This window comes from Nostoc sp. S13 (assembly GCF_029379315.1).
GTDB lineage: Bacteria > Cyanobacteriota > Cyanobacteriia > Cyanobacteriales > Nostocaceae > Nostoc.
Window position 1 is genome coordinate 1 of sequence record NZ_JAQYWQ010000011.1, and the last position, 22,858, is coordinate 22,858.

At 45.1% G+C, this 22,858-nt stretch carries 15 protein-coding genes and 1 pseudogene; 6 read left to right on the forward strand and 10 right to left on the reverse strand.

What is annotated here, in order from left to right:
- Nucleotides 1-315: 315 nt before the first annotated feature.
- On the reverse strand, nucleotides 316-690 hold the full coding sequence (locus tag PUQ00_RS05920) for a cytochrome c (protein WP_300414117.1): 375 nt from the start codon (nucleotides 688-690) through the stop codon (nucleotides 316-318).
- A 210-nt stretch (nucleotides 691-900) separates the two neighbouring features.
- On the opposite strand from PUQ00_RS05920, the gene petG reads away from it, so the two are divergent.
- Nucleotides 901-1,014 carry a cytochrome b6-f complex subunit V gene (petG, locus tag PUQ00_RS05925; protein ID WP_300414119.1) on the forward strand — a complete coding sequence of 38 codons (114 nt, stop codon included), beginning with the start codon at nucleotides 901-903 and terminating at the stop codon, nucleotides 1,012-1,014.
- Nucleotides 1,015-1,149: 135 nt separating this feature from the next.
- Here petG and rsmD read toward each other — a convergent pair whose 3' ends face one another.
- Both rsmD and hisH read right to left on the reverse strand, forming a co-directional pair.
- Nucleotides 1,150-1,740: a 16S rRNA (guanine(966)-N(2))-methyltransferase RsmD gene (gene rsmD, locus PUQ00_RS05930; RefSeq protein ID WP_300414124.1), complete on the reverse strand. Its 591-nt coding sequence runs from the start codon at nucleotides 1,738-1,740 to the stop codon at nucleotides 1,150-1,152.
- 73 nt (nucleotides 1,741-1,813) lie between these two features.
- Entirely contained in the window at nucleotides 1,814-2,449 is a 636-nt protein-coding gene (hisH, locus tag PUQ00_RS05935; RefSeq protein WP_300414126.1) for an imidazole glycerol phosphate synthase subunit HisH, read from the reverse strand.
- A gap of 58 nt (nucleotides 2,450-2,507) precedes the next feature.
- Here hisH and PUQ00_RS05940 point away from each other — a divergent pair.
- Both PUQ00_RS05940 and PUQ00_RS05945 read left to right on the forward strand, forming a co-directional pair.
- A pseudogene (locus PUQ00_RS05940) lies at nucleotides 2,508-3,021 on the forward strand (peptidase C15).
- A gap of 46 nt (nucleotides 3,022-3,067) precedes the next feature.
- Nucleotides 3,068-4,435 (forward strand): DUF3370 domain-containing protein, encoded by a 1,368-nt coding sequence (locus PUQ00_RS05945; RefSeq protein ID WP_300414128.1) that lies wholly within the window; start codon nucleotides 3,068-3,070, stop codon nucleotides 4,433-4,435.
- A gap of 96 nt (nucleotides 4,436-4,531) precedes the next feature.
- Here the strand turns inward: PUQ00_RS05945 and PUQ00_RS05950 are convergent, their stop codons facing one another.
- A complete protein-coding gene (locus PUQ00_RS05950) occupies nucleotides 4,532-5,059 on the reverse strand; it encodes a hypothetical protein (protein WP_300414130.1) in 528 nt (175 codons plus the stop codon).
- Between the two features lie 544 nt (nucleotides 5,060-5,603).
- Here PUQ00_RS05950 and PUQ00_RS05955 point away from each other — a divergent pair.
- Both PUQ00_RS05955 and PUQ00_RS05960 read left to right on the forward strand, forming a co-directional pair.
- Nucleotides 5,604-6,038: a response regulator gene (locus tag PUQ00_RS05955; RefSeq protein WP_300414132.1), complete on the forward strand. Its 435-nt coding sequence runs from the start codon at nucleotides 5,604-5,606 to the stop codon at nucleotides 6,036-6,038.
- A 102-nt stretch (nucleotides 6,039-6,140) separates the two neighbouring features.
- Nucleotides 6,141-6,578: a response regulator gene (locus PUQ00_RS05960; RefSeq protein ID WP_300414134.1), complete on the forward strand. Its 438-nt coding sequence runs from the start codon at nucleotides 6,141-6,143 to the stop codon at nucleotides 6,576-6,578.
- Between the two features lie 336 nt (nucleotides 6,579-6,914).
- Here PUQ00_RS05960 and PUQ00_RS05965 read toward each other — a convergent pair whose 3' ends face one another.
- The 6 genes from PUQ00_RS05965 to rpsT form a co-directional block, all read right to left on the reverse strand.
- The gene (locus PUQ00_RS05965; protein ID WP_300414136.1) at nucleotides 6,915-8,246 is read right to left on the reverse strand and encodes a hypothetical protein; all 1,332 of its coding nucleotides are present in this window, start codon (nucleotides 8,244-8,246) and stop codon (nucleotides 6,915-6,917) included.
- Nucleotides 8,247-8,458: 212 nt separating this feature from the next.
- Nucleotides 8,459-12,508 carry a DNA-directed RNA polymerase subunit beta'' gene (locus PUQ00_RS05970; protein WP_300414138.1) on the reverse strand — a complete coding sequence of 1,350 codons (4,050 nt, stop codon included), beginning with the start codon at nucleotides 12,506-12,508 and terminating at the stop codon, nucleotides 8,459-8,461.
- 139 nt (nucleotides 12,509-12,647) lie between these two features.
- Nucleotides 12,648-14,525 carry a DNA-directed RNA polymerase subunit gamma gene (locus tag PUQ00_RS05975; RefSeq protein ID WP_300414140.1) on the reverse strand — a complete coding sequence of 626 codons (1,878 nt, stop codon included), beginning with the start codon at nucleotides 14,523-14,525 and terminating at the stop codon, nucleotides 12,648-12,650.
- Nucleotides 14,526-14,711: 186 nt separating this feature from the next.
- Nucleotides 14,712-18,011 carry a DNA-directed RNA polymerase subunit beta gene (gene rpoB, locus PUQ00_RS05980; protein ID WP_300414142.1) on the reverse strand — a complete coding sequence of 1,100 codons (3,300 nt, stop codon included), beginning with the start codon at nucleotides 18,009-18,011 and terminating at the stop codon, nucleotides 14,712-14,714.
- Nucleotides 18,012-18,755: 744 nt separating this feature from the next.
- Nucleotides 18,756-19,553 carry a TatD family hydrolase gene (locus PUQ00_RS05985; protein ID WP_300414257.1) on the reverse strand — a complete coding sequence of 266 codons (798 nt, stop codon included), beginning with the start codon at nucleotides 19,551-19,553 and terminating at the stop codon, nucleotides 18,756-18,758.
- A 394-nt stretch (nucleotides 19,554-19,947) separates the two neighbouring features.
- The gene (gene rpsT / locus PUQ00_RS05990) at nucleotides 19,948-20,250 is read right to left on the reverse strand and encodes a 30S ribosomal protein S20 (RefSeq protein WP_300414144.1); all 303 of its coding nucleotides are present in this window, start codon (nucleotides 20,248-20,250) and stop codon (nucleotides 19,948-19,950) included.
- Between the two features lie 974 nt (nucleotides 20,251-21,224).
- Between rpsT and hisD the strand changes: the two genes are divergently transcribed.
- Complete coding sequence (gene hisD / locus PUQ00_RS05995) at nucleotides 21,225-22,526, forward strand: histidinol dehydrogenase (RefSeq protein WP_300414146.1); 1,302 nt, start codon at nucleotides 21,225-21,227, stop codon at nucleotides 22,524-22,526.
- Nucleotides 22,527-22,858: the final 332 nt, after the last annotated feature.

A 22,858-nucleotide genomic window follows, 5' to 3' on the forward strand; every position in this document is an offset into this window, starting at 1 on the left:
GATTTCTGATCAGGTAAGTCCTCTTGTCAATAGGTTTTGAGACGCGCTAACCCTGTGAGCTAGGGTGTTTTGAGATAACCCTCTCCTAACAAAGGTGTTTTTAGTTAACTAGAAATACTCACTCTAACTCTAGCTTTGTTTCATTCTGAAGGTGGGTACCGCACATGGACTGCTAGTGAGAAGCCGCGCTTACTTTGAACATTTACAAATTCTCGTCGTCTATTAAGAGTTAGCAAAGATGGAAAAAGGTAGCACATCCAATGCTGCCTTTTTCTATAAGCGATCTATCTATCCCGCAACCAAAAATTCTAACGTCTACAATGACTCTAAATAGTTCAAAAGATCCGCCATTTCTTGAGGACTAGGTTGGAATTTTGGCATTGGCGGTGTTTCGCCACTGATCACTTGGTGAATCAGCCCATACCGAGACTTGTGCTTTGAAACAGCTTGCAAACTGGGTCCCACTCGCCCATCTGCTTCCAAACCATGACAACCAGCACAGTTAATTTGAAAGATCGCATGTCCTTGAACTGGGTTTCCTGTTAGGGATAAAACACTCTTGACGTATGGATCGGAAGCTTGAACCAGCTGAACACCAAAAAAGCCCAAAGGGACTGCTAGCAGTGTGGCCAGCGTCAATAAAACGATTCGCTGAATCAAAATTTCAGGTTTGGTAATCTGGTTATCCAAAAGGTTTGCTGTGAAAGTCTAGGTGTGCTAAAAAGTTTTCATTTCCTACACATAGCTTAAAAGTTCTTGATTGTGTCTGCAAGCACAGAAGACTATTTTATTGTGGGCAGCCTCCCTCTAAATCGGCTGTAGGGCGCAGGATTCATACCAAATTTGGTAAAATAAAAAACAGGCAACGAATATTTAATAATTACAAAGAGGAGATCTACAGTGGTTGAACCCCTGCTATCAGGTATTGTCCTTGGTCTAGTTTTCGTCACCCTCGCCGGACTGTTTTACGCTGCCTATAAGCAATACAAGCGCTTCAATGAGTTGGGGGGGTAAGAATTGCTGAGGAGCCAGTGCCTTGGCGAGCCAGCGCGGTCTTGGGGCTTTCTCCCATGAGCGACTGGTGTCGGGTTTCCCGACTTGAAGAACCTGCCGTTGGTGAGTTAGGAGTTAGGAGTTAGGAGTTAGGAGTTAGGAGTTATATTGTTCCTCATCTCCCTTATCTCCCCCTGCTCCCTCACTCCAAATTCTGTAGAAAGTAAGTGATGTGTTGCCGTAAACTTTCTGGCGGCAAATTTCCCAAGCGGGAATCTCTGGAGGTGTCCAACCTTGTGAGGCGTGTTCAACTGCGATTTCCCCGCTAGGATCTAAAAGTTGATGGTAAGCGATCGCTTCTAATACTGTCTGGTACAATCCACTGATATAAGGTGGATCAAAGTAGATTCTGTCAAATTGCTTGCCTGATAAAGTCTTTAACTGCTGGGTAATATCTCCCCGTAATACCCGAAATTCTTGGTTAGCATCAGCTACCTGCTGCCAATTTTGTTGGATGGTGGCACAGGCTTGGCTCGATTGTTCAATTCCCACTACTAAATTGGCTCCTCTACACAAAGCCTCTGCGCCCATTGAACCAGTACCGGCACACAAATCCAGCCAGTAGCAACCTGTAATTTTTCCCTGCCAAATATTAAAGACTGCCTCCCTGACTCGCGCACTGGTGGGTCTAGTTTCTTTCCCTGGTAAAGTTTTTAGCTGGCGATTACCGTAAATTCTCAGACTCATTGGTCATTGGGGATTGGGCATTGGTCGATAGCCATTTTCATGTATTAACAAAGGACAAATGACAAAAAGAATATTAGGCAGGAGTTTTTTCGCGGACTTGAGCAACAAAATTAGACAGGATTTGCAATCCGATATTAGAGGATTTTTCGGGATGAAATTGAACTGCCATAAGGTTTTTATGGGCGATCGCAGCTGTGACGGTTTGAGTACCGTGGGTGACGGTTGCTGCACGGATTAGGGGGTCTATTGGGTCAACATAGTAGGAATGGACAAAATACACCCAAGGATCGGACGGTAAATGCTCCCATAAAATACTTTTTGGCTGAGTCACTTCCAGCTGATTCCAACCCATGTGAGGAATAGTGATGTCAATTTCTGGACGAAACCGCCGCACTTTTCCTTTGATAATTCCCAGTCCTGGTTGGATACCTTCTGCACTTGATTCAAAGAGAATTTGCAATCCTAAACAAATTCCCAAAAAAGGTTTACCAGATGCGATCGCTTCTTTAATTGGTTGTTCCAAACCACGCGCTCGCAGATGTTGCACTGCTGGATCAAATGATCCTACTCCCGGTAGGACTATTGCATCTGCTTGCTCTAATTCCTTTGGAGAATAAGTAACATTAGGAGTTGCCCCAGCTTTTTCCAAGCCCTTACAGACTGAGTGCAAATTTCCCATCTCGTAGTCTACGACCGCAATAACTGGCATTTACCTGCTCCTTGTAAATTTATTATGGAGGGTTTTTCTATTCTAAATAATATTTGTTATGAAGAAAAGAATTCTATTAACTTCTTTTGATATTTAGCTAAAGAATCAACAGTCGAATTCTTCTGATGATTTATTACTTGAAGTTACCAAACTTGAGCTGAACCCAGATGACTTAACTTTTTTACGCCAGTTACACGTAGATGTGCAACTAGCCAGTGCTTAGGTAATTGAACAAATCAATGCAATCTAACCTGATTACATCATTTGTTCTGGCCAGGCTGCAAGCCGTACACAATTAAGTGTGCAAGCACGTGCTAGCTGTGGAGAAATTGTTTTGCAGACAGAGGTTGATTTAGAGGAATTAGTGGCGGGAGCGGCAGCAATTGAGATTAGCTAGGACTGCGGAAAATTTGTTTGCGTTCGCGCGTAGCGGACACACCAAAGGGTCTTTACTATTCAGTGTTAGACTACTTAAGCCAAAACCAACTCACGTTCCGGTTCTTAATCAAGAAAATTTGAGCGGGATACTGGCAGATTTCGTATTAATTATTAATAAACTGGCACTTTCATAAATTTGTCGGCATCTATATCTATATGGTGGAGAAAATATTTAAATTTATGTTGCCATTGTTACTAAATTTTCTGCTTGGCCAAACAACTCCTGCCACATTACCACCTGAAGAAGTGGTGCAACCACAACAAGTGCGTCCTTTACCAGGACAACTGGATACAGTGCCAACGTTTAACAGTAATAGTCCAGAGTTGGTATTGAAAGAAGGGATTTTACTTTCGACTTTTCCACCAGATGGTAAAAAAGTGCCAACGGCACATTTGAATTTTCCCTTTCGAGGGCGATTTGATATTTTTGCTCACCACATTGCTAAGGCAGAACCACCAGAAAATTTGCAATCGCTCTATCTGGGGATAATTTTGCATAACCCTGGTTCTGAAGCCGTGAAGGTAAATATTTGGCAAGCGGCGAGTTATTTGAGTCAACCGGATGCACCATTTATTCAGTTACCATCCTTGAGTCAAAACCTTTTAGGTAAAGTTTTTGCTGGGCCAGGCGATCGCGTCATGTCTGATGTGCTTCGGGGAGTGCGACAAGAGATTTTCCCTGCCCAAATTGAGATTCCACCAGGGCAAAGTCGGATGTTATTAAATTTGCCAATTCCGGTGCAGGGATTAACACCACCCTTAAATGGTCGGTCTACGTTGATCCGACTGTGGAGTAATGGCACTGTTTATGCAGCTAGCCTAGCCATGTTTGCACGTGTAAATCCCGATGGTAGTGAGCGATCGCCTACCTTAGAAGAGTGGCAAAATTTATTAGATAATAGTGATTTGGCTGGGCCACGGGATAAAACTCCCACTCCCCTAGAGCAAACTGGCAAACCTATAATTTATGGGCGTGTTGCGGGAGTGGCTGGTGGTTCACGATGGAGAGCCTTATTAGTAGATAATCCTAAAGCGAGGTATCTGACTATTCCCCAGCCTGGTCAAGTGTTTTCCTACGCTCTGAGTACCTTGCATGGCGGTACATTAGGAACTGGTCAAATTCAAAGTGCGCCCATGCTGGTACGCTATCCTGACACCGCATATCGCGCTCATGGCAACTATGGAATTCAATATAGTCTCAAGTTACCGCTATACAACAATACTCAAAATCCTCAAACTGTTAGTGTGTCCATGCAAACGCCACTCAAAGAGGATCAGTTGGGAAAACCGGGGTTACGCTTTTTGAGTACGCCAGCCCCTCAAGTATTCTTCCGAGGAACAGTGCGGGTACGTTACAAAGATGACCAAGGTCAGCCGCAAACTCAGTTTGTGCATTTAGTACAAAGGAGAGGTCAACCAGGGGAACCGCTAGTTTTATTAAATATGAAGGCAGGCGATCGCTCCTTAGTAGAAGTAGACTTTCTCTATCCCCCAGATGCCACACCACCACAAGTATTAACAGTTTCAACCCAAGCTGAACCTCGATAATCAGTCATGGGTAAACGACTCCCCCATCATAGTGATTTTCATTATCTATAACGGGATATTTTATTTTTTGGAATTCCCTTAGTACGATAAACTTTCTCAGTTAGCGACTTGACAACAACAAAAATCTGCTTGGGCAACATCAGATTCTTGATAGGTACTCGATCTGGCCCATATCCCAGCAACCACTTGGGTATTTAAATAAAAATCATTGTCTTTGACCGCCAATGAAGCAATGTCTCCTAAACCACTTGCAAATGTTGTTTGACCAACCTTTTGGCTAAGTGATTTCCCTTTGTAAGAAGGAGAGTAAAATTTTCCAAATTCCCCACAGGCTTGAGAGCAGGTTTGACCGTTTCCTTGATCTGTATTTAAGGTTCTGTCAAAGACAAAATTACGGCGTACCGCACCGACAAGACCAGGAGAAACAGCAATCTCATAACCATCTGGTGTAAATGTACCTGAGTAATTCGTCTGATAAGGGTGCTTCGCTAGGCAATAAGCTGCTGCTGTTGTGTAATCTGACCACCCTGTAGTTGCTGGAGCCGCTTTGGAGAGTTGTATGTTCAGTACAGTACATACAATAAATATGAAGCAGCCTAGTACTATTAACAACAATTTTTTCATTATTTCCTCCAAAATTTAGAATTGATAAAGGGGACTCTTTACTAGGGATTAAGGATTGGAGATTGGGTATCAAATCGAAAAATTTTGGAAAGCCTCTCACCGTTGCTGTTACTGTAAATTTAATTTCGAGAGTATAAAAACTCTGAAAATTTGTAACCTCTGAAACTCACACTTTCAGAAATTACACTAAAACTTTTGTCATCGCAACTATCTGATTTAGGAGTCACGATCGCCAAAACCTAAAATATTAGACAAGGATTAAAAAATTTAAATATCTCAAAGTTATTTTAAGTTTTTTGTCATTTGATAATAACGATTGCAAAGCCCTGGATTTCGACTATTATGGAAAGCAGCACTTTGCTTATGGAAACCATATCGGATATTCCTCTGAATCCTACGCCGTCTGTTCGAGCAGCTAAACTCTGAGAATTGTGTCGCACAATGTTAAGTAATATTATGCAATTATTATTTTTCTATGAAAAATGCACTAATTCTTAAATTTTCATTAGATACTGTGACATTCACTTAGAGTGAGGCTCCTGGTATGCCCATTCCTAACACTTCTACACTGGACGGATTGCGAGTACTAGTGGTCGATGATGACCTCGATTCCTGTGTCTGGATTACTTGTCTGCTTGAGTTTTATGGGATTGAAGTTCATTCAACTTTCACGGTACATCAAGCCTTAACAGCGTTTGTCGAATTTCGTCCAGATTTAGTACTTAGTGATATTGCCATGCCCGTTGAAGATGGTTATTCGCTGCTACGTCAGATCCGGCAAATCGAAGATAGGCTTGACAAATCCACTCCCGTTATAGCAGTCACGGCACTCGGAGAGTTAGAAGCGAGATTTCCAGAGTCAGAAGCAAGGTTTGACCAATGGTTATTAAAGCCTGTAGATATAGATGAGTTGGTCGGGGCGATCGCTTATCTAACAGGGCGCTCAATGTTGATCGGTGAATTAACTTCTTCATATTGATAAAGCTTTTTACCCCAACTTTGTGTATTTAGGGTGAATACTTATTCCGCTCCATGCGTTGGAATAGAAATAGCAGACTATCGCAGACAATAAAAGGACGGCATGGCAACCGATCAAAAAATCAATCAAGAAACTGAGTTAAATTCGCTTCAGCAGCTTGTTGGAACCCTGATCTTACTGGTAGAGGATGAGCCAGATATGGCAGATTTGCTCATCTTCATTTTGGAAGCAGCAGGTGCAGAGGTGATGGCTTTAACCGATGCAGAAGCAGCCCTTGCTTTGGTAGAATCGCTTCAGCCCGATATTCTGGTGTGCAATATGAAATTGCCCCATCATGATGGAAATTGGTTAATTGAGCAAATTCGAGTGCATTCTTGCCCATCGATAAGAGAGTTGCCTGCGATCGCGATCACTTCTTATACACGGGAGGTATCAAGTCAGAAGGCTTTGAATGCTGGTTTTAATCGATTTATAGTTAAGCTTGAGAATTCAGAAGAAATCGTAGATGAGATTGTTCACCTGCTATCTACCGATCTTTAAATATAAATACTCGGTATTCATATCGTTTTTGACATTGATTTCACCTAATATCAGGTAGGAGCGTACAGCTAGCTGTACGCTCCTACAAACGACTCAGCTTAAACTAGCAGACTCTCAAAGACCTATCGATAAATTCCACAATTGTCCTGAGAAGTTACCACACTTAGCCATGACCCGTTTGTTGTTTACTCCATCATTGATGATATCTAAACACTTATTTGACCCTGTAAACTGTGTTCGTAAATGATAATACCCAGGAGATGCAGCAGGTTGTATGCTCCAAAACTGTTCCATCTAAAAATGAACTTGATTGCATGAAAAAGAAAGAGAATGCACTTAAAGTTGAAAACCCTTTGTTGGTTTTTGTTGCCCTTTACCCTTGGGCTTAGATTTGTTAACTTCTCCTAAAGCTTCCTGAAATAAGTTATGCAAATGTATGGGTACACTAGCAATTTCTGGCAACTCTGGCTCAATAGGTTTGTGGAATTCTTGCAAAAGTGCATCCAAGTCACTTTCAAGACGAAACTCTGGACGTTGGAGAAATTTCTGCAACACATTTTCTAATTGAGTTGGATACTGTTGCGCTAATCGATGCCAAATAAAGGTATTAATACTTTTATCTTCCAAGTAGTAGCGAACTAGTTTTTCAGCCCCTTGAACACTTTGCCAGTCCTCTGCCGATAAGATTGCTTGTACCTTACTATATGTTGGTAAAAATATTTGTCCCCAACGGGGATGAGAAAAAGCCGTTACCTGTTCTGCTTTCTTGAGTTCAGCAGGTAAATCAACCTTTGGCATCACCATTTTGCTATTGCCGCTTTTGCTGTTAAACATCTGAGATAGTACATTTGAATCAGCACCAAATTCTTGTGCTGCTGCTTTTATTTCATCATCTCCAATGCCAGCTGCTTCTGCGACTTCAGCCAAGGATTTGGAAGTATCAATTCCTGCTGCTGCAAAGGTTTTTTCAGTAATTACTTCTTGAAACTCCGCTATTTTTTTATTAAGCTGATATCCAGGTAATGTGATTTCATCAGTGCCAAAAAAGTCCACAAATTGCTGATGATATTGTACTACTGACTGCCAAGCTTCCTCTAGCAAGTCTGGAGCATCGCTGTAAAGATTACTTTTATAGTTTTCTTTAAAATTACCAATTGCTACAGCAAGTTTTGGTTTACCCAATTTACCCATTAGTGTGTAAGGGCCAGAAAACATCCAGTAGCTATCGGTAACAGGGGAAATGCGAGTTAGCAAGATTTCTCCTGCTTTCAACCGAGATATTGCCTGTAATGTTTGAGTATTGTTTGGCTTGACGATGTAGGGTTTATCTGTCAACCAGTTCGTCAATTCAAAGCCATCAGGTAGAATATTAGTTATGGCAAATAAGCCAATAAAACTATGATGCCAACTGTTGATCAGATTGCGATCGCTCTGGTCTAAATCTGGATAGCTTTCGAGAAACAACTCTAATGGTGACTTCTCACCGACTTTCCCTGCTGTCAGAAAGCTATCGATGATTAAGTCCTGCTGTGTACTATCACCACTTCCACGGCGCAACTGTTCTGCTGCATAAGTTTCCAGTGCTTGTGCCAGTTCGCCTTCAGCATCAAGGACAAAATCAACTAAGGCTTGTTTTAATTCGTGCGATCGTTCTAATATGACATCCACAAGTTAATCTCTCGGTGCAACAGATGTAGATTATAGCTTGTCAGAGAATTGCAGCATCTAGCTATTGCTAGATTTAGGGTGACGTGTACTTAGCGGATTTAGCCGTCAAGCTGCTCTTAAACTAGATACAAGGCAAAAGAAAAAGGCAAAAGAAGATTTTCTTTTGCCGTTTTAATTTTTACCTTTTAATAGAGACGCGAAATTTCAAGTCTCTACTCTTCGTCGAAATCATCTTCCTCGTCTTCCTCTTCTTCCTCGAAATCGTCGTCTTCTGCTACTTCATCGGCGATTAATTCATCTTCGTCCTCTAGAATTGACCTTTCTGCACGTCTGCTACCAAAGCCAGATTCCCCAAGGGTAGGAGAATCTAAATTATAGGTGCGAGCTGTGCGGTCATCTAAGACCATATCCAGGGGGTCATCAACTTCATCCAAGACACTATTGCTAATCTCAGCAGCATAATCATCGATCGCACCGGGTTCATCATAGGTATTGTACCCAGTACCAGCCGGAATCAATCGCCCGATAATCACGTTTTCCTTTAAGCCGCGTAGCCAGTCGGATTTGCCTTCGATAGCTGCTTCGGTAAGTACCCGTGTTGTCTCTTGGAATGATGCGGCGGAAATAAAGCTGTCAGTGTTCAAGGATGCTTTGGTGATCCCCAACAATACTGGGGTATACTGTGCCCGCGCACCGCCTGTAATTGCCATAGCTTCGTTCACCTGCTCAACTTGGCGCAGTTCTACCAATTCACCGGGAAGCATGGTAGTGTCACCACCATCATCAATCCGGACTTTGTTAGTCATCTGGCGAACAATTACTTCAATGTGCTTATCGGAAATATCAATCCCCTGAGATTGATACACCATTTGTACTTCATTCACTAAGAATGTCTGTACCTTCTGCAAAGCATGGCTAGCACAAGCATAAACTCCGTCTTCGGAACCCAGGCTAAAGAAGATTTCTAAAATTTCGTGGGGGTTAGATGGCCCATCGCTCAACGGTTGTCCAGCTAATACAGTCGATCCATCTGGCACAATCAAATTTTGTCCTGGGCCTAGAGGATAATCTGTGACTACGCCATTTGATTCTACGACCTTAATGGCGATCGCTTCATCACCACCCTCGCCGTAAACTACCTTAACTTCACCCGCCCGGCGACATAATATGCAAGCTTCTTTCGGTTTACGAGCTTCGAGCAGTTCCTCAATCCGGGGCAAACCTTGAATAATATCTCCGGTTTTGGCACGTTCAAACACCAACAACACCAAGTTATCACCCCGTTGTACCAAATCGCTGTCTTCTATCTGCAACACAGCACCAGGGCTGACTCGATAAGGACGACCGATGCGGGTAGTAATAACGTAGTTTTTAGTACTCAGAGCCGATTCCCCACCAGATGCAGCAGCGGCACTTTTGATATCCACTACTTGCCCTGATTCTGGGGCAAAAACTCCAGGAGCAACTTCTGTACCTTCTACTAGCAAGTCACCCACTTTTACCTTAGGCTGAGTACTAGTATTGGTGGTCAGCATGTCAGTGGGGCGCAACACTAAGCAGCGACGCACGTTTTCGGTTCCTTTTTGAACGCCCCGCACTATCCCACCTTCTTTACACAAGATTTGGGTACGTGCCACCACAGATCCAGGAGCGATGGTTAGCCCATCTTCTACCTCAAGTGTTGTCTGGGTGCTACCTTGAGTGGCATCGGCGGTAATGTCTCGACGAATTACCAAGGACTCCAAAATCACCAGTTGCAAGCGTTGAACTTCTGGATCTTCGGCATCCTGTACCAATTCAATATCTGCTGCTAGAGGCGAAGCATTGTGGTCTTGTTCTCCTTCTTGCTCAATTTCCAGCACTAGCTGGGTTCGCAGGAGTTCCACACCTTCAACAGACTTGACGCGTTCCGAATCTTTGTAAGGCAGTCGCTGCACAGCCCGCAACTGAATCGATCGCCCGGTTTGCTGACTTATTGATGTAGTTGATGGCACATCAGGATTATCCGGTACGGCAAACTCAACTACTCGACGGCTTAACAGGGCGGGCCCTTCTGGTGTCTCCACATACTGGATATAGCGCAATTCTGTAGCGACACTACCTTGGAATTCCTCACCTGGTTGGATGAAAGTGTTATCTCGCCCAATAACTGATTCTGGATCGTCCACCATTAGCAGTTCACCTGGCTTAACCACCACTTCCCGCAGGATGTCGTTTTTCTGGGTCACTTCTACCACACCGCTGTTTTGGCAGAAGATATCTTTTACTACTTCGGTGCCAGCTTCCACAAACTGACCGTCTTCTACCAACAGCAAGGAGATATCTTTATTAACTTCGTGGCTTTCTTCGGGAATCCACAAGAGGGTACCGCCCTGCACGACTTCATAACCCAGCTTGGCTTTGCCTTTTTTCTGGACTTCTACACCCGCGAATTTTAGGAATCCACCAGTAGTTGTGCGATAGCGGTCATCAATCAACTCAGCTACTACTTGACCATTTTGCACTTTTGTGCCTGGTGTAGCCCGGAGGTTAAATTCCTGGTTGTTGCCAGTGGAGACTAAGTAATTATTGCGACCTTGGGAACTTTGGACTGTTACCGTTGCCTGGTCTAAGACTACAGAAGCGGTGATAATCTCAATTTCCCTGGTACTCTTACCAGGGGTAGCTTCGGGCAAGCGCACCACACCGCCGTGCAAAGTGCTTAACTTGGTTTCTGCTAAAACTCCATTCGAGGCGATCGCATCACCATTTTTGACAATCAATTCTGCACCAGGCGGCAAGTTGTAAACTTCCCCAGATAAAACCCAAATCAAACCACCGCGTGCGGCTGTGGTTGTGGTATTACCTTGACGGTCGGTTTTTTGTTCTGGAACTACTTCGGCAAATTGTACTTCCCCTGCCAAGTCAGAGGCGACATCTTTAACTGCTTTTTCTGTATTAGTCCGAGTTGTGCGTCCACCGAGGGCAACCTCTGCCAACAACTGACCTTGTTTTACCTTATTTCCATCAAATACATATAGTGTTGAACCTTGAGTCAGATGAACCTCTTGGTTATCTGGGGTAACATCACCTACTTTTGTTGGTTCCAAAAGCAGGATGCCATTAGCCTCAACATACAGGGCATCTTCCCCGTGGCGAGTACGATATGTTCTGGTCTTCAGTTTGCGGGGAAGCTTAACAGTCCCATCGATTTTAGAACGAACTTGTTGCGCCACTTCTCCAGTAAACACACCACCTGTGTGGAATGTCCGCATGGTTAACTGGGTGCCAGGTTCGCCGATACTTTGGGCAGCAATAATCCCCACAGCTTCGCCCAAGTCCACCATCTTGGCGTGTGCCAAACTCCAGCCGTAGCAGTGTTGACAGACTGAACGTGCAGCTTCACAAGTTAGGGGACTCCGCACCACAACTTCCCCCACCCCAGATTTTTCAATTTTCTTCGCCAAGTCTTCAGAAATTGGGGAATTGCGTGGTGCAATCACTTCTTTTGTCACCGGATGCACCACATCTTCGCCAATTACCCGTCCCATCAAGCGGGTTGCTAGAGGTATCAAGGTTTTGGCACCTTCTGTCATTGGTCGCACCGCAAGACCTCTGGTGGTGCCGCAGTCAAATTCCCGAATAATTACATCCTGCGATACATCCACCAACCGGCGGGTGAGATAACCAGAGTCAGCCGTCCGCAAGGCAGTATCCACCAATCCTTTTCTAGCACCGTAAGACGAAATAATGTATTCCGTCACAGTTAGTCCTTCACGGAAGTTGGTTTTGATGGGCAAATCGATAATTTCCCCTTGAGGATCTGCCATCAGTCCCCGCATCCCCACCAATTGCCGGACTTGGGAGATGTTACCCCGTGCCCCGGAGAATGCCATCATATATACGGAGTTTAGGGGATCAGTCTTCTTGAAGTGAAGGACAACTTCATCTTTCAAAGCTTCACTGGTACCGTTCCAGGTATCGATTACCTTTTGGAAGCGTTCTACTTCGGTGATTTCTCCCCGTTGGTAACGGATTTCAGTGGCGCGAATTTCTTCTTCGGCTGCTTCTAAGAGCAATCGTTTAGTTGGTGGCACCATCAAGTCATCTACACTGATGGAAACCCCTGCTTTGGTAGCGTAGCGAAATCCCAAATCTTTCAGTTTGTCCGCCATCACTGCGGTTCGCGCTGTACCATAATTCGTAAAGGCCCAAGAAATTAAATTTCTCAGTTGACCTTTGTCAACCACGCGATTGCGAAAAATCATTTTTTCGTTAGTCATTAGTCATTAGTCCTCAAATTAATAGTTAGGAGTTAGAAGTTAAAAGTGAGGAGTTAAAAGTGAGGACTTAGGAATAAAATCTCCTAACTCATAACTCCTAACTCCTAACTCATCACTCCTAACTCATCACTCCTCACTTTTAGCTTGCTAGTGCTTCCTGAATGGCATTGTTGTAAATAACCCGACCAGGAGTTGTGTATATATACTGAGAAATCACATTGCCCTTAGCGTCTTGTCTGACTCGCCGGAACTTATAGAGTAATGTCCGGCTACCATCTTCGTTTTCTGTCACTTTCAGGGGTTCGCTATCCGGCTGGTCTGATTCTATTTCACCGTCAAACCGCACGTAAATATAGGCGTGCAAGTCAATTTGCTCTTGCTGGAAAGCCATAATTACGTCATCTAGGGAATAAAAGTACTTTCCTGCGCCTTTTGCCGCACCGGGATTTTCTGCTGTTAAGTAATAGGCTCCCAACACCATGTCTTGGCTGGGCGTGATAATGGGTTTACCCGTGGCTGGTGACAAAATGTTGTTAGAAGCCAACATCAACAACCGCGCCTCAGCCTGACTCTCTAACGACAACGGGACGTGTACCGCCATTTGGTCGCCATCAAAGTCGGCGTTAAACGCTGGACACACCAGAGGATGGAGTTGAATCGCTCTACCTTCTACTAAGATCGGTTCAAAAGATTGAATACCCAAGCGGTGCAACGTTGGTGCCCGATTTAGCATCACAGGGTGTCCTTCAATCACCTCTTCCAAGACATCCCAGACACTGGGGTCATTACGCGATATCAGCTTTTTCGCAGCTTTGATGTTATTCACCATGCCGCTACGAATCAGGCGGTTAATCACAAATGGTTGAAATAGCTCAATTGCCATTTCTCTAGGCAAACCACACTGGTGAATTTTCAGCTTTGGCCCGACCACAATTACAGAACGTCCAGAGTAATCAACCCGTTTACCTAATAAGTTTTGTCGGAAACGTCCTTGCTTACCCTCAATAATGTCGGATAAAGATTTGAGGGGTCGATTATTTGCCCCTACCACAGTGCGTCCTCGACGACCATTGTCTATCAAAGCATCCACTGCTTCTTGCAGCATCCGCTTTTCGTTCCGCACAATAATCTCTGGGGCCAAAATTTCTTGCAAGCGTGCCAAACGATTGTTGCGGTTAATTACCCGTCGATATAAATCATTTAAATCGCTGGTGGCAAACCGTCCGCCATCTAGCTGCACCATTGGGCGCAAGTCGGGAGGAATCACGGGAATCACTGCCATTACCATCCACTCTGGTTTGGAACCAGTGGCGATGAAGTTGTCAATCACCCGCAGTCGCTTAATTAGCTTGGCTCTCTTTTGTCCCTTGGCGTTGCCAATCTCTTCACGTAGGCTCTCCGCTTCTTGCTCTAAATTGATATCGGCAAGCAAGCGTAACAGTGCTTCAGCACCAATACCTACCTCTACGCCCTGTAGCAGAGAATCTTCGCTATAAATTTGGTCTTCAATTTCCAACCACTGGTCTTCACTCAGTAGCTGTTTATAAGTTAAAGTTTCGGCATTACCTGGACTCAGGACAACATAAGAGTTGAAGTAGACAATCTGCTCGACATCCCGCAAGGGCATATCCAACAGGATGGAAATATAGCTAGGAATGCCTTTGAGATACCAGACGTGAGCTACTGGTGCGGCGAGTTTAATATAGCCCATGCGGTGGCGACGCACCCGTGACTCCGTGACTTCTACCCCACAGCGCTCGCAGACAATACCTCTGTGACGAACTCTTTTATACTTGCCACAATGGCATTCCCAATCTTTCGCGGGGCCAAAGATGCGCTCACAAAATAAGCCATCCATCTCTGGCTTGAGAGTTCGGTAATTAATCGTTTCTGGCTTGGTAACTTCACCGACTACCTGACCATTGGGCAATGTTCTCTCGCCCCACTGCCGAATGCGTTCTGGTGATGCCAAGCCGATTTTTACGTAGTCAAACTGATTAGTTTGGGCAGGTCTCATACTTAAGTACTAAGTTCCGAGTTATGAGTTTTGAGTATATTTAGTTTTAAGGTTTGAATTAACAGAGATCCAAGTGCTAAATAACAGTTACTGAGTTTTTTAAGACTCAGTAACGCCAGATGCTACCCTGGGGGAACGCTAAGAGCAAACAATTCGGCAGAGCCGGATGCCAGCACTCAGCACTCCTTATTCGTCTTCTTCCAGCGATTCGCGGGAAAGAGATTCATAGGTGGGTCTAGGAGGTGTGCGACGGGCTGATTGGTCTGCCATCAAATCGACTTCCACATCTAGGGAACTGCCGTCTGCTTGGGTTTCTACCTTATGTACGGCAATGTCTAACCCCAATGATTGCAACTCGCGCATTAGCACCTTAAAGGACTCTGGGGTTCCAGGTCGAGGAATTGCTTTGCCTTTAACGATCGCATTTAACGCTTCATTCCGTCCTTGCATGTCGTCAGATTTAACTGTGAGCAATTCCTGTAAGGTGTAAGCTGCACCAAAGGCTTCCAATGCCCACACTTCCATTTCTCCAAACCGTTGACCACCTTGTTGTGCTTTACCACCCAACGGTTGCTGAGTCACCAGGGAGTAAGGGCCTGTGGAACGAGCGTGGATCTTATCATCCACCAAATGCACCAGCTTCAGCATGTAAGCCACACCGATAGTGATTGCTCGGTCAAAGGGTTCGCCTGTACGACCGTCATACACCATGATTTTGCCTGGATTATCTGGGTTATATACCCAGTCTTTGCCTGTTTCGTCTCGTGCTTCTTGCAATTTGCCATGCACGATTCGGCGGGATGACTCTTCACCGTACATTTCGTCAAAGGGAGTAATCTTAAATCGTACTCCCAAGGTCTGACCAGCCCAACCCAAGAGGCACTCAAATACTTGTCCGACATTCATCCGACTGGGTACACCCAAGGGGTTAAGTACAATGTCCACTGGTGAACCATCAGGCAAATAAGGCATATCTTCCGCCGGCAATATCCGAGAAATAATCCCTTTATTACCGTGGCGTCCTGCCATCTTGTCACCAACTTGGATTTTGCGTTTTTGAGCAACATACACCCGGACTACCATATTGGCTCCTGGTGGCAGTTCATCGCCTTGTTCACGAGTAAACAAGCGCACATCAACTACGCGACCTTTTTCACCGTTTGGTACTCGCAGAGAATTGTCCCGCACATCTCGGGCTTTTTCACCGAAAATGGCACGCAACAGTTTTTCTTCTGGCGGTTGGTCAGATTCACCTTTGGGCGTGACTTTTCCTACCAAGATGTCACCAGCTTCTACCCATGCCCCAATGCGAATGATTCCCTGTTCATCCAACTGACGCAAGGCATCTTCCCCGACGTTGGGAATTTCTCTGGTGATTTCTTCTGGCCCCAGTTTTGTCTGTCTAGCTTCAATTTCATATTTTTCAATGTGAATTGAGGTGTAGACATCATCCTGCACCAGTCTTTCAGAAATTAAAATTGCGTCTTCGTAGTTGTAGCCTTCCCAAGGCATATAAGCAACTACAATATTTTGTCCTAGCGCCAACTCACCACCTTCGGTGGAGGAGCCATCAGCCAGCACCTGACCAGCAACAACACGTTCACCAATGCGGACGAGAGGCTTCTGATTTAAACAGGTATCTTGGTTTGAGCGTTGGTACTTGGAAAGGGTGTACTTAATTTCTGGAGTGCTAGGTTTAGGACGGACGCGAATTTCTGTGGCATCCACATAGGTGACATCGCCATCGGTGCGCGATACAACCACCATCCCAGAGTCTCTTGCTCCTTGCGCTTCCAAACCTGTACCCACCAGAGGACGTTCTGGCTTGAGCAGGGGTACTGCTTGCCGTTGCATGTTCGACCCCATCAGCGCTCGGTTAGCGTCATCATGCTCCAAAAAGGGAATCATGCTGGTAGCTACTGACACAATCTGTACGGGAGATACTGCTACGTAGTCCACCTGTTCTGGGGTTGTGGTGGAGAATTCCTGCCGATAGCGTACTGGCACTTGCGGCCCAATAATATGCCCGGTTTCATCTACAGGAATATCTCCTGGAGCAACTCGCAGGTCGTCTTCTTCATCGGCTGTCATGTAGGCTGGAGGCAGGTCAAATCTGACTCGCCCATTTTCCACAGGTCTAAATGGCGTTTCTAAGAAGCCATACAGGTTCACCCGTGCATGGGTTGCTAAGGAGCCAATGAGTCCGGCGTTAGGGCCTTCTGGTGTCTCAATGGGGCAAATACGTCCATAGTGACTAGGATGAATATCCCGCACAGCAAACCCAGCGCGTTCGCGGGTTAAACCACCAGGTCCAAGGGCACTCAGGCGGCGTTTGTGGGTCAGTTCTGCTAGGGGATTTGTTTGATCCATGAACTGACTCAACTGGCTGGAACCAAAGAATTCTTTAATTGCTGCTACCAGTGGTTTGGGGTTCACCAAGGAAGCAGGGGTCAGTACTTCGGCATCAGATACGGTCATCCGTTCCCGAATAATTCTCTCTAGGCGATTTAAGCCTACCCTTACTTGGTTTTGCAGCAATTCACCGACGCTTCTCACGCGCCGATTACCTAAGTGGTCAATGTCATCGATATTACCAATATCATATTCTAGGTTGATCAGGTAATCTACAGCTGCTAATATATCGCCAGAAGTCAACACGCGCATTGTGTCGGGGACAGAAAGGCGCAATTTCTTGTTGAGCTTGTAGCGTCCGACGCGACCAAGGTCATAACGTTTCGGGTCAAAGAAACGGGAGTCTAGGAGTTGTTGCCCACCTAATACCGTAGGTGGTTCACCAGGACGCAGTTTCCGATATAACTCCATTAGGGCTTCTTCTTCAGAGAATTGCCCTTCTTTTTCGATGGTTTTTTGGAAATATTCTGGATGACGTAAGGCGTCAAAGATTTCGTTATCTGATAACCCTAAAGCTTTTAGGAGTACCTGCGCTGAGAGTTTGCGGGTTTTGTCGATGCGTACCCACACCAAATCGTTACGGTCTGTTTCAAATTTCAGCCATGCTCCCCGGTTGGGAATTAAGCTAGCTGAATAAGTACGTCGCCCGTTTTTGTCTATTTCTGATTTGTAATAAACCCCTGGCGATCGCACTATTTGGTTGACAATTACCCGCTCGGCTCCGTTAATAATAAACGTGCCGCGATCAGTCATCAAAGGCAAATCCCCAATAAATACCTCTTGCTCTTTGATTTCCCCTGTTTCTTTGTTAATCAGGCGTGTGGGAACATACATTTGGACGGCATAGGTACTATCCCGCCGTTTGGCTTCTTCGACGCTGTACTTTGGCTCCTTGAGTTTGTAGTTATGACCCAAAAAGTGCAGTTCTAGTTTGCCCGTATAATCTGTGATCGGACTAAAGGAGTTAAGTTCTTCTATCAGCCCTTCTTCCAAAAACCAGCGAAAGCTTGACCTCTGGATTTCAATCAAGTCGGGCAACAGAAAGGCGGGTTCCATATATGTTTCTTTAGTCATGCCTCTACCTTTGTCAACCTGGTTAAATTTTCTTTCCCTTGGACACTGCTGTTTGACGCTTCCCACTGCTAGCCAGTGTCCTTAGCTGTTTGGGAACTTTTTCTTACACACTTGCTGTTTACAGGTGTGGGCAAACACAGCAATTAAAGCTGCCTGGAATGAGCAATTTTGACAAGGGGGTAATCGCCCTTCATCGGTGACTCAGAAGCCAAAAACCAACTATAGTCTTGATTCAAGAAGAATATACAGTTGATATATTCCTGAGTTTGATCTACTTTCCTCACTTCCCCTCCAAAAAGCGCGTTAATTTGCTGACGCAGCTCAAAACGGTGTGTCTAAAATCCACCCCGTTGGTTATACTCTCAGTGATATCCTAGATATCCTAAGACTGAGGGAATGATCCGTACCTTGTCGGTTTTGAATCAGAATCACTTCATTTTGCTGAATTGTACTCACAAGGCAATTTTGTTTAACGATTTTGAATAGGTTCAATACACACCAAGCCGATGTTTTGCAAAAGTCTAGCTCAATTTTGGTTGGCACGGTTAGTCATCTGTGGAGAGCATCCGCTTGTAGAGATTTGGAGGATGGCCAAGCCATAACAGCACGGAAAATTCAGATGAGAAGTTTTAGGTTCCTTCCTTTATCATTATGGCGCAAGCAAAATGTTTTTGAGGGAATAATATTAGCATATTTTTATCCCCCTAGAGTTTTATTTTTTTTAGCACAACTTAACAAAACACACTAGGGCAGACTTGATATGGACAGACCAAATAATTCACAGGCATTTTGGGTGGTTTGATGGGCGATCGCCTCTACCGTTTCCTGACGCAGTTTAGCTACTTGCTCGGCGACATAAAGTACGTAGGCAGGCTCGTTGCGCTTCTCGCCCCGTTTAGGAACCGGAGCTAGGAAAGGACAGTCTGTTTCAATTAGTAGGCGATCGCTACTCACCATCGCCGCTGAAGATTGGATTGCTTTGGCGTTTTTGAACGTTACCGTTCCACTAAAGCTGATGTAGAAGCCTAAATCGAGAAACCATTGAGTTTCTTCTGGCGTTCCTCCCCAGCAATGCATGACACCCCGCACTCTTTCTCCTTTGAGTTCCCGCCATTTTTGCAACACTTCTCTGGTTGCCACAGCAGCATCGCGGCAGTGAATAATCACTGGTAAATTGAGTTCAGATGCGATCGCTAACTGTGACTCGAACACCATGTACTGTTGCTCATAGTTATCAGCTTTATAAAAATCCAGCCCCATTTCCCCAATTGCTACCACATTCGAGTCAGAACTCGCTAAAGTTTTGATTTTCTCGGCTGTCTCGCTATTCCATTTCTCAGCATCTAAAGGATGTAATCCTACAGCAAAGCTGATTTCGGGAAACTTTTGGGCTAGGGATTGAATACTGGAAAACTCCTCAGGGTGAACACAGGAATGTACTAAACGCACTACACCTGCTTCTTGCCACCGCGATCGCACTGTTGCTAAATCCGGCTGGAAACTATCAAAGTTGAGATGAACGTGCGTATCTATCAGTTGCATTCTTTGTCCTTTGTCATTGGTCATTTGTTCTTAGCTCTGATCACGACTAAGAACAAATGACCCTCTGGCTGAATTTTTCTCCCATCGGAGAAGCTATGTGAACCCATACGCTTCACAATCACCAACTGCTCAAGAGGGAAACCACGCCCGCCACTTGCTTTAATTCAGCAGAACCTAGACCAGTCGCTCATTGGGAGCCACTGCGGTAGACGGCTTAACAGGCATAGAACAAGTGGTGTGGAAACCCTCTAGCCTGCACTGGCTTATCGGACATTCGCCGATTCGCTAACACTGCTTTATGCGCTAAAGCCTTTCCATTTGCTACAACTAACTTTGGCAAAGTTCGTAACGCACTGGCTCCCTGAGTCACAAGAGCGCACTGCCTCACCAATGACTATTCAGCAGATGCTGCTTGAGTTAGGGGTTTGAGTTTATGAGCCAATCTCGACTTTTTCCTTGCCCCATTGTTAGGGTGAAGCACACCCCGTTTGATCGCTTTATCGATTTTGCCGTAAGCCTCGGATAACTGAGCCTGTACTTGTTGATTTAATTCTGGGGTAGGATTAGCTGCATAGACAGCTACAGCATTAAAGTATTTCTTCATCAGCGTCTTGACTGCTGATTTGTAAGCTTTATTACGCAGTCGGTTACGTTCTGCGATTTCGGCACGCTTGAGAGCAGACTTTGTATTCGCCACAGTCAATTCCAAAAATACTATTAATATGTACACACACTACTAGACTTACTAATATAGCATCTAAATTGCCAATGTTATAATTTCCTAAAAAATAAATTCGCTCATTGGGGATTAGGTACTGGTGATTAGGGAATAATTTAGTCCCTAGTCCCGCTCCCTGATCCCCAGTCCTGAATTTGGTGTGTCGTCAATTTCGGAAATGCGTTAATATGAACTACATCAACAACATAGAATAGTGACCCTAACTCATCACCTCCTCTGCTTATCCATCGTCCTTGCGGGAAATGGATAATAGATTCGCCTTTTCCTTTCTTTACCCGATATGTGAATGTAGTTGCTCTCCACGGCACTGAGGTTTTGGTGATTGCCAATAGACCTATCCACAAATAAACCTCAAAATAGCTGAAACCCTTACATAGCTGGCTTTTTAGCTTATATAAAACAGGAACCTCTAAAACCCTCTCCAGAGCTAGGTTTCAGCCAAATAAAGTTCTCATTTCCGGATAAGTCTAATATAATCTGTCCTTAAAACGGATGTATTGTCAAAGGCAAGTAACTGTAAACAGCTAAATTTCAGAGGTTTCAAAGTATAGAAGCAACATTATATCGTCTCTGTACACATGTTAACTACTAAAAGCTAGGAAAATAAGTAAAAATTAGGCTCAGACCCTACCCCCCTGTAAATCCGGGGGACTGGATGTACAAATACATGCAGAGCAAGGAGTGAGGGTAAGAGCATAAAGGTAGTGGTAAATGGCACGCCCACTTCCTGCCGCTAGCCTGCCGAGGCTTGTCGGACTGAGCAATTAAGTTGCTTTCTCAAGCAAACCATGTAGTGGCAGCCTTGAGAGTATCAAAAAAATCCAGGTTAAGCTAGAGAAGAGATATTAGAGTCAGCTTCCACACCCCAGTTGGTCAAAAGCAATACTAAATCTCAGGTGTGAATATTATAATTTTGGCATTGTCCTTACTCCATGCTGCGAATCATTACTCAGCAGGCAGACGTCAGAGCAGAACTACAACGGATCTGCGATCGCACCCATGATGAACAGGTGCTTCACAAAGAAGCAACGGTGCGCGAGGTTTTGCAAGCAGTGAAGCGCCAAGGCGACAAAGCTGTATTGCATTACACAGCCGAATTTGACAAACAAACCCTGAAAGCAGAAGAACTCCGAGTCACAGGTTCGGAACTAGATGCAGCCTATCAGCAGGTGTCAAAGGAGTTGATGGGCGCAATTCGGATAGCTTGCCGCCAAATTGAAGCGTTTCATCGTCAGCGAGTACCGAAAAGCTGGGTACACTTTGGCGACGATGAAATAGTGCTGGGCAAACGCTATACCCCCGTAGACCGAGCGGGGTTGTATGTGCCTGGTGGTCGCGCCGCCTATCCCAGTACAGTGCTGATGAATGCAATTCCGGCAAAGGTAGCTGCTGTACCCCATGTGGTGATGGTCACACCCCCTGGATCTGGTGGTGCAATTAATCCAGCAGTCTTGGTAGCTGCCCAAGAAGCAGGGGTGGAAGAAATTTATCGCATTGGGGGTGCACAAGCGATCGCCGCTTTAGCCTATGGCACAGAAACGATTCCAAAAGTGAATGTGATTACTGGGCCTGGTAACATTTATGTCACCCTAGCGAAAAAACTTGTCTATGGCACCGTCGGCATTGATTCTTTGGCAGGCCCCAGCGAAGTGTTGGTGATTGCCGATGAAACCGCAAATCCGGTGCATGTAGCTGCTGACTTGCTGGCCCAAGCCGAACACGATCCAATGGCGGCAGCAATTTTGCTGACGACAGATGCTGCTTTGGCGAAGAACGTGCAACTAGCCTTAGAAAGACAGCTAGTGGATCACCCACGGCGAATAGACACAGAAAAAGCGATCGCTCACTACGGCTTGATTGTGGTTGTAGAATCGCTCCAAGCAGCAGCAGAACTCTCAAATGAATTTGCCCCCGAACATCTGGAATTAGAAATCAAAGACCCTTGGGCATTATTACCACAGATTCGCCACGCTGGGGCAATCTTTTTGGGTTACTCAACACCAGAAGCTATAGGAGACTATTTGGCAGGTCCTAACCATATCTTGCCAACTTCCGGTGCTGCCCGCTATGCTTCGGCATTAGGGGTTGAAACTTTCCTCAAACACTCCAGTATTATTCAATACTCCCAAACCGCACTGCAAAATGTGGCTAGTGCAATTGATGTGCTAGCAACAGCAGAAGGCTTACCTTCCCATGCTGATTCAGTCCGACGCCGAATTCAGCAAGAAGAGTGATCTCGAAGAGAAGACAGCTCTTGGCGGATCACTCTTCTTGCTCTCCTTGTCTACGAAAACGCTAGGCACAGGTTGGGAAAAGACCGTGCTATCTCAACGGAGGGGTTACTTGCATGGTAAGCCAGCAAGCAGTTGAGGGAGGATTTACCTCCCCAAAGAACTGATAAAAGGTCTGTGATGCCAGTTGGTAGAATGCACTAGCGTCAAAGTGGGGTGAAACCGACCTATGGCACGCTCTCGAATATAGGAATCGTAAATTGTTTTTGAAAAAATTTAAGTAGTCTTGTAGGGTATGTTAGACGAGAGTACGGCACCAAAAGCTTGGAATGGTG

Coding starts and splice junctions, on each gene's coding strand:
- rsmD (WP_300414124.1), bottom strand. CDS start 1,740: ATGAGTCTGAGAATTTACGGTAATCGCCAGCTAAAAACTTTACCAGGG.
- hisH (WP_300414126.1), bottom strand. CDS start 2,449: ATGCCAGTTATTGCGGTCGTAGACTACGAGATGGGAAATTTGCACTCA.
- PUQ00_RS05945 (WP_300414128.1), top strand. CDS start 3,068: ATGTTGCCATTGTTACTAAATTTTCTGCTTGGCCAAACAACTCCTGCC.
- PUQ00_RS05950 (WP_300414130.1), bottom strand. CDS start 5,059: ATGAAAAAATTGTTGTTAATAGTACTAGGCTGCTTCATATTTATTGTA.
- PUQ00_RS05955 (WP_300414132.1), top strand. CDS start 5,604: ATGCCCATTCCTAACACTTCTACACTGGACGGATTGCGAGTACTAGTG.
- PUQ00_RS05960 (WP_300414134.1), top strand. CDS start 6,141: ATGGCAACCGATCAAAAAATCAATCAAGAAACTGAGTTAAATTCGCTT.
- PUQ00_RS05970 (WP_300414138.1), bottom strand. CDS start 12,508: ATGACTAACGAAAAAATGATTTTTCGCAATCGCGTGGTTGACAAAGGT.
- PUQ00_RS05975 (WP_300414140.1), bottom strand. CDS start 14,525: ATGAGACCTGCCCAAACTAATCAGTTTGACTACGTAAAAATCGGCTTG.
- rpoB (WP_300414142.1), bottom strand. CDS start 18,011: ATGACTAAAGAAACATATATGGAACCCGCCTTTCTGTTGCCCGACTTG.
- PUQ00_RS05985 (WP_300414257.1), bottom strand. CDS start 19,553: ATGCAACTGATAGATACGCACGTTCATCTCAACTTTGATAGTTTCCAG.
- hisD (WP_300414146.1), top strand. CDS start 21,225: ATGCTGCGAATCATTACTCAGCAGGCAGACGTCAGAGCAGAACTACAA.